General features: G+C 71.1%; 4 protein-coding genes and 1 pseudogene. 4 read left to right on the forward strand and 1 reads right to left on the reverse strand.

Going from position 1 to position 5,675, the window contains the following annotated elements; translation table 11 throughout:
* Positions 1 to 1,511, reverse strand: a pseudogene (locus ACFWY5_RS57765) (hypothetical protein); the annotation flags it as partial.
* 128 nt (positions 1,512 to 1,639) lie between these two features.
* On the opposite strand from ACFWY5_RS57765, the gene ACFWY5_RS57770 reads away from it, so the two are divergent.
* From ACFWY5_RS57770 to ACFWY5_RS57785, 4 genes are all read left to right on the forward strand, one after another.
* Entirely contained in the window at positions 1,640 to 2,518 is an 879-nt protein-coding gene (locus tag ACFWY5_RS57770; protein WP_379640370.1) for a hypothetical protein, read from the forward strand.
* A complete protein-coding gene (locus ACFWY5_RS57775; RefSeq protein ID WP_379625012.1) occupies positions 2,515 to 3,045 on the forward strand; it encodes a hypothetical protein in 531 nt (176 codons plus the stop codon). Before ACFWY5_RS57770 ends, ACFWY5_RS57775 begins: the two co-directional genes overlap by 4 nt.
* Before the next feature lie 493 nt (positions 3,046 to 3,538).
* On the forward strand, positions 3,539 to 5,512 hold the full coding sequence (locus ACFWY5_RS57780; RefSeq protein ID WP_379640372.1) for a tetratricopeptide repeat protein: 1,974 nt from the start codon (positions 3,539 to 3,541) through the stop codon (positions 5,510 to 5,512).
* Positions 5,469 to 5,675 (forward strand): tetratricopeptide repeat protein (locus ACFWY5_RS57785; protein WP_379640373.1); only part of this gene is annotated, 207 nt, incomplete at its 3' end. The genes ACFWY5_RS57780 and ACFWY5_RS57785, both read left to right, overlap by 44 nt.

Here is a 5,675-nt window from a genome sequence, read left to right on the forward strand (position 1 = left end):
GTCTGCTGCCAGGCCAGCAGCCCGGCGACGAGCGACAGGACGAGCAGAACCGAGGCCACCGCGGTACGGCGGGCGCGGCGGCGCCGCCCGGCGGCGGCGGCCTCGGACCCGGCGGCCAGGAACTCCTGCTCGGCAGGGGTCAGCGCACGCCGGTCGGCCGGCGTGGGGAAGTGCTGCCGCGCGACCTCCAGCTGGAGCCCCCGATACAGGGCGTGCGGATCGCGGCCGAGTTCCCGCCACACCTCGGCCGAGCGCGTGAGCTGCCGATGAACGCGTAACCGCTCCCGGTCGGCCTCGATCCATTCCCGCAACCTCGGCCAGGCGGTCAGCAGCGCCTCGTGTGCCACTTCCACCCGGTCCCTCTCGATCGTGATCAGGCGCGCCTGCGCCATGCGCTCCAGGAGGTCCGGGTCGTCCGGCTGGGCGAGGAGCTCGGACTGGCGGGCAGGACGCCGGGTGTCGGGCGTGCCCTGGCCGGGTGTGACCAGCCGCAGCAGCAGGTGGCGCAGCCGTTCCCGCCGGTCGGGGGCCAGCTCGGAGTAGACGGCTTCTGCGGTCCTGGTGAGGGCTCCGCGAATGCCGCCGCTGTCCGCATAGGCCGCGACGGTGAGAGTACGGCCTTGGCGCCGCCGCCAGGTTTCCAGCAGCGCGTGCGACATCAGCGGCAGCCCGCCCGCCTCGTCACCGGCCTCCTCCAGGAGCCGGGCGGTCAGCTCGCGCTCCACGATCAGCCCGGCGGCCGCCGCGGGCTTGACGATCGCCGCGCGCAGCTCGGCCTGGTTCATCGGCCCCACCAGCACGGTGGATCCCTCGACCGCTTCGGCCAACCCGCGGTGCGCGGCGCAATGGCCGAGGAAGTCGGCTCGTACCGCCACAACCACGCGGGCGCGCGCCGTCAGCAGCGCATCGACGAACGCCGCACGCTCCCCGTGCTGCTCCCACAGCGTGAAGATCTCCTCGAACTGGTCCACGACCAGCACGTCGGCGTCGGGCGGCGCGCAGGGCTGAGCTCCCGGCGTCATCACGACGACCCCGCCCGAGCGCCGCAACCTTGGCACCAGGCCGGCTCGCACCAGCGACGACTTGCCGCTCCCCGACGGCCCCGAGATCAGCGTCAGCCGGCTCTGCCCGACGACGGCGGTCAACCGCTCCAGCAGCGCCTCCCGGCCGAAGAACAGCCCCTCGTCCTGCTCCTCGAACCTGGCCAGCCCCCGATACGGTGCCTGAGCAGTGGATTTCTCCTCCACATGCTGGCGGCTGACCTCGTTCCAGCGCTGCTCCCACTCCGCCGCGTCGCCGCCGCAGGCCTGCACGTAGGCCAGCGTCAGAGCCAGCGACGGCAGCTTGTAGCCGGCGGCCGCCTGCGCCAGAGCCGCCGCCGAATAGTGCGTCCGGGCCGCCATGACGCGATAGGTCAGGCCCGGGTGCTCCTGCCGGAGCTTGCGTAACTCCCAGGCGAAGGCCGCGATCGGGCCGTCGGCCGGATCCAGCGGTGACTCGCGCCGTCCCACCACATACCCCCCGAAGAAGTTTGTCTACGTCCATGAACGGCACTTATGGACAATTCCGCGGCCCCCAAGGCTAGGCATCGAGTCCGTCGCCCCACGGAAGGATTCCCCCATCGAAGGAGAAACTCACGATGCGGCACGTCGCGCGCTGCGCCATGACCGCCGTCCCCCTGATCGTTCTCACGGCCTGTTCTGCCCCTGACAAGCTCCCGACGCCTGCACCTGCCGCCGGCCTCACCGCCGATCAGGTCCAGACGGTCGAGCGGGCACGTGAGGAACTCATCCGCCGCTGTCTGACGAGGCAAGGGTTCACCTACGTGCTGACGCCATGGGCGGATCCGCGCGAGACCCGGGTCATCGACGGTGTACTCGATGACATCACCTGGGCGCAGACCTACGGCTATGGCGGGCGGATCCGGGCGAAAGCCATGGCGTACAAGCGCGACAACCCCAACAGCCGCTACCTGAAGACCCTGACCGCCAAACAGCGCGAACGCTTCGCAACCGTCCTGTACGGCACGCCGGGCGCGACCCTGTCGGTCAGGATCCCCAGCGGCCCCGTCATCTCCACCAGCAGCGACGGCTGCCTGGCGGAAGCCGACAGCTCCCTTTACGGAGACTTCAAGACGTGGTTCCGGGTCAAGACGATCACGGACAACCTCGCCCCGCGCTACCTCCCCCAGGTCTACGGCGACGCCCGCTTCCACCAGGCCGTCGCCTCCTGGGCGACATGCATGCGCGAAGCCGGCTTCGGCTACACCTCGCCCAGCGCCATCCGGGCCCGACTGGCCTCGCTCAAGCCGGCTGAGGAGATCCGCCTGGCCACCGCCGAAGCCCGGTGCGCCCTGGCCACCCCGCTCGCGGGCACGATCCGCGATCTCAAACGGCATTACGGCGGCATCGTGCGCCGCCCATACGAAAAGGAGATCACTACCAGGAAGCAGATGGAAAGCACCGCACTGATGCAGGCACAGAAGATCGTGACGACCTCGAAAGGTGTACAACAATGAGAATGGTCCGAGTGCTCCTGGGCGTTCTCGCCCTGACGACGCTGCTGGGGCTGATCGCGCCGGCCTACGCGCAAGACAGGCCGGACAGGCCGGCCGACGTCAGCCTCACCCCGACGGACTCACCTACCAGCGAAGCGGTCGACGACCCCGAGCCGGCCGTCTCAGCCGCGGCCGCGTGCTCTGTGGGGTCGCCCAACGGGTACGTCTACATCTATCGCTACGCGAACTGCGGGGAACAGTTGTGCAGGGCGGAGGGCGATGACCTGGACTACTCCAACGACAAGGGCTGCGCGGGCAGCGACAACGACAAAGCCTCCTCGGTGGTGAACCGTGGGTTCGCCAACGGCTGGGGCGTCGTCAGGCTCTATCGCCACGCGGGCGCCAGCGGAGGGGAGTACATCTGCGTCAACGTCGGCTCGGCGGCCTCCGAGCTCTCTGACGAGAAATTCCTCGGAACCAATGTGGTGGCCGACAACCGCATCTCCTCCCACGCCTGGGTGCAGATCTGCCCGGGCTACGCCGACTGAGGACTGAGGACCTTCCGGCGCGTCCGGAAGGTCCTCATCTCACGACTACGTAGTGGGCGGGTGGAAACGCGCAGCTGGGCTCGTCGGCCGGGCGGGGCATGCTGAGCGTCCCACGCCGCCTTGACCGTGTAACAGGCCGGGTCGGCGGTGCCGTCCACATTGATGCGTGTGACGACGGAGGCCGTGCGGGCGTGGAGGCGGCGCCAGCCGGACGTCTTGCGCAGCAGTGAGAGCATGAACACGCGCCCCGCGGCATGCCCTCCAGCACCTTGACCGAGACGCCTCGCTGGAACAGGTCGTTCAGGACGATCGGAACTTCCGGCAGATTACCGGCGAGCCGATCGACCTCCTGGCCCGCGACGCCACCGGAGTGCGGTAAGGAATCCACGCTCTGCGTTGTCTGCGACCGATGGGTTTCGCCTGAACGTATGCCTGATCCGGATTCGGCGGAATGGGTTGCCCTGGGGTGGCGGGCTTGGCCATCGTGGCGGTTGTGAGTGTCCACGACGATGCCGCTTCTCCCCGTGAGCCCGTAGGTACGCGGGTGGAGGCGAGCGGGCCGCGATCGGCCGCGGTGCGGGGCAACTCGGGCACCATCGTCACCGGTGACCTGCACGCGGCGCGGCGGCCGCCCCTGCCTGCGCCGGCTCAGATCGAGGCGCCCGCCGGGCTGCTGGGATTGCCGCGCCGTCCCGCACCGTGGTTCGTCGGCCGCGATGAGGCTCTGGCCATGCTGGCGGCCACGCTTGAGGCCGGAGCCGGTGCGGGGGTGATCAGTCAGGCGGTGGTCGGGCTCGGCGGGATCGGCAAGAGCGAGCTGGCCTTGCAGTACGGCTTCGCCCGCCGTCTGGACTACGGACTGGTGTGGTGGATCGACGCCGACAGCCCGGCCCAGATCCAGATCGGCCTGGCCGGGCTGGCGCGGGCGCTGGTGGCGGGCAGCGATTCGGTGGCGGCCGGGCAGGCGTCGCCCGAGGAAGCAGCCGCCTGGGCGATCACCTGGCTGGCCGGCCGTACCGGCTGGCTGCTGATATTCGACAACGTCGAAGAACCCACCCACGTCGAGCCGTACCTGGCCAGGCTGACCGGCGGGCATGTGCTGATCACCACCCGGCGTGATGTCGGCTGGCGGCAGCTGGGCGCCACGCCGCTGCGCCTGGACACGCTGCCTCGCCCGGCCTCGATCCGGCTGCTGGGCGATCTGATCGGCCCGCCGCACGCCGCCGACGCGGCCGTGCTGGGCGAGCTGGCCGAGGAGCTGGGTGACCTGCCGCTGGCGCTGACCCAGGCCGGCGCCTACATCACCGTGACTCCGCGCTGTACACCGGCCGGCTACCTGCGCCTGTTGCGCCGGGTGCCCGAGCGCATGCTCGCCACCGCCGCCGTCGGCGGGGACGCCGAGCGGGTGGTGGCCAAGGCATGGGAGGTCAGCCGCGCCCGCGTCGCAGAGCAGAACCCGCTGGCCGAACGCCTGCTGCAGTTGCTGGCCTGCTACGCCCCCGATCACCTGCCGGCCGACGTCCTGGCCGGCGCGGACGACGATGAGCAGGCGGTCAACGAGGCCCTGGCTCTGCTGGCCTCCTACAGCCTCATCACCTTGACCACCCACCCCGCCGATCCGATCACCTCGGGCGGCGACCACGACGTCGACGACGGGGAGAGCGTGAGCATCCACCGGCTCACCCAAGCGGTCATCTGGCACCAGCTCACCACCACCCAGCGCGACCAGACCCGCACCCGTGCCGCCGCTTTGCTGGACGCGGCGCTGCCCGCCGATCCCGAGGCCCGCGCGAACTGGCCCCGCTACCTCCGGCTGCTCCCCCACACCAGCACCATTACCCCACCCGGCTCGCACACGATGAACAAGGTCATCGACTTCGCGGGCGCCAGCGGCGACTACACCACCGCCAAGACCCTGCAACAGGCCCGCTACGCCGCCCAAGCCGAAACTCTCGGTCCTGAGCACCCCGGCACGCTGACTGCCCGCGCCAACCTCGCCCACTGGACGGGCCGGGCGGGGAACGTGGCGGCCGCGCGCGCCCTGTTGGCCGAACTCCTGCCCATCAGCGAACGCGTCTTCGGGCCCGAGCACCCCAACACGCTGACCGACCGCGCCAACCTCGCCCGCTGGACGGGCCAGGTGGGCGAGGCCGCAGTCGGCCGCGCCCTGTACGCCGAGCTGCTGCCCATCCGCGAACGCGTCTCCGGTCCTGAGCACCCCGAGACGCTGACTGCCCGCGCCAACCTCGCCCACTGGACGGGGGAGGCCGGCGACGCCGCGGCCGCGCGCGCCCTGTACGCCGACCTGCTGCCCATCCGCGAACGCGTCTCCGGTCCTGAGCACCCCGAGACGCTGATCGCCCGCGCCCACCTCGCCTACTGGACGGGGGAGGCCGGGGACCCTGCGGGCCGCGCGCGCCCTGTTGGCCGACCTGCTGCCCATCCGCGAACGCGTCTCCGGTCCTGAGCACCCCGAGACGCTGACCGCCCGCGCCCACCTCGCCTACTGGACGGGGGAGGCCGGCGACGCGGCGGCCGCGCGCGCCCTGTTGGCCGACCTGCTGCCCATCCGCGAACGCGTCTCCGGTCCCGAACACCCCGAGACGCTGACCGCCCGCGCCCACCTCTCC

It is taken from the genome of Nonomuraea sp. NPDC059007, assembly GCF_042740555.1.
Lineage (GTDB): Bacteria > Actinomycetota > Actinomycetes > Streptosporangiales > Streptosporangiaceae > Nonomuraea.

Excerpts from the sequence above, each read along its gene's own strand:
- ACFWY5_RS57770 (WP_379640370.1), top strand. The coding sequence starts at position 1,640 with ATGCGGCACGTCGCGCGCTGCGCCATGACCGCCGTCCCCCTGATCGTT.
- ACFWY5_RS57775 (WP_379625012.1), top strand. The coding sequence starts at position 2,515 with ATGAGAATGGTCCGAGTGCTCCTGGGCGTTCTCGCCCTGACGACGCTG.